General features: G+C 63.4%; 1 protein-coding gene. It reads right to left on the reverse strand.

The annotated features are described in order from the left end of the window. Window positions 1–18: 18 nt before the first annotated feature. Window positions 19–1079, reverse strand: a protein-coding gene (locus tag AUL28_RS22400; protein ID WP_156418506.1) for an IS630 family transposase whose coding sequence is annotated in 2 segments (ribosomal slippage) — window positions 19–599 and window positions 599–1079 — 1062 coding nt in all. Because the reading frame shifts where the segments join, the coding sequence is not laid out codon by codon here. Between the last annotated feature and the right edge of the window lie 82 nt (window positions 1080–1161).

Below are 1161 nucleotides of genomic sequence, written 5' to 3' on the forward strand. Positions count from 1 at the left end.
AATACCAACGGGCACTGATCAGAACCGATGTGCCCAGTCGCGCATGCCGATGGAGATGATTTTCCAGGGCTGATTGACGAGCTTGTTCCAGGCCTCGCAGCAATGGGCGACGATATCGTCGTAGTCGATGAAGACGCGGTTGGAGAGCCAGTTGTCACGCATGAACTGCCAGACGTTCTCGACCGGGTTCAGTTCGGGCGCACGCGGCGGCAGGAAGAGCAGCGTGATGTTGGCAGGCACGACGAGCTTTTGCGTCATGTGCCAGCCGGCGCGGTCCAGGATCAGCACGGCATGGGCGCCGGGATCGACGGCGAGCGAGATCTCCGCCAGATGCTGGTTCATCGAGCCGGTGTCGCAGTAGGGCAGGACGAGGCCTGCACCCTTGCCCTTCTTGGGACAGACCGCGCCGAAGATGTAGGCCCACATGGTGCGCTGGTCGTGCGGGGCAGACGGTCTCGTGCCGCGCCGGGCCCAACGGCGGGTCATCTTGTTCTTCTGGCCTATACGGGCTTCATCAGCCCACCAGAGTTCGATCTCGGTGCACGGCGGGAGCTTGGCCTGGATGGCCGCCAACTCGGCCGGGAAGCTTTTTTGAAAGCCTCCACTTCGAACTCGTTCTGCGCATAGTGGCGCGGACGGGCCGACAGCTTGGCAAAGCCGAGCGCCTTCAACTCGCGCCCGACCGTGGTCTCGTCCAGCGAGATGGCGAACTCCTCGAAGATCCACTGCACGAGATCCTTGCGCCTCCAGCGCACCACGCCGTGGACCGCCGGGATGGGGCCGCTCTCGACGATCTTCGCCAACGCAAGGCGCTGCGCCTCGTTGAGTTTGGAGGGACTGCCCGGCGCTTTGACGTTGACGAGCCCGGCTGGACCGCGATGGTTGAACCGCAGCACCCAGTCGCGCACGATCTGAAGCGTCACGCTGCCGATCCGGGCCGCATCGATGCGCGAGCCACCATCGTAGATCGCTGCAAGCGCCAGAAGTCGGCGGGTTTGGTTGGCGTCCTTGGTCTCCCGCGCCAGCCGGCGCAGGCCTGGACCATCAAAGTCGGTGCGAAGCGGAATGGGCGTCGCCATGGCAAACCTCCGTTTGCCATCATGATGCAGATCAAGAGGACGTTGGGAATCCCATACGAGTCAGAACCAACACCCGTTGGTA

This window comes from Aureimonas sp. N4 (assembly GCF_001463925.1).
GTDB lineage: Bacteria > Pseudomonadota > Alphaproteobacteria > Rhizobiales > Rhizobiaceae > Aureimonas > Aureimonas ureilytica_A.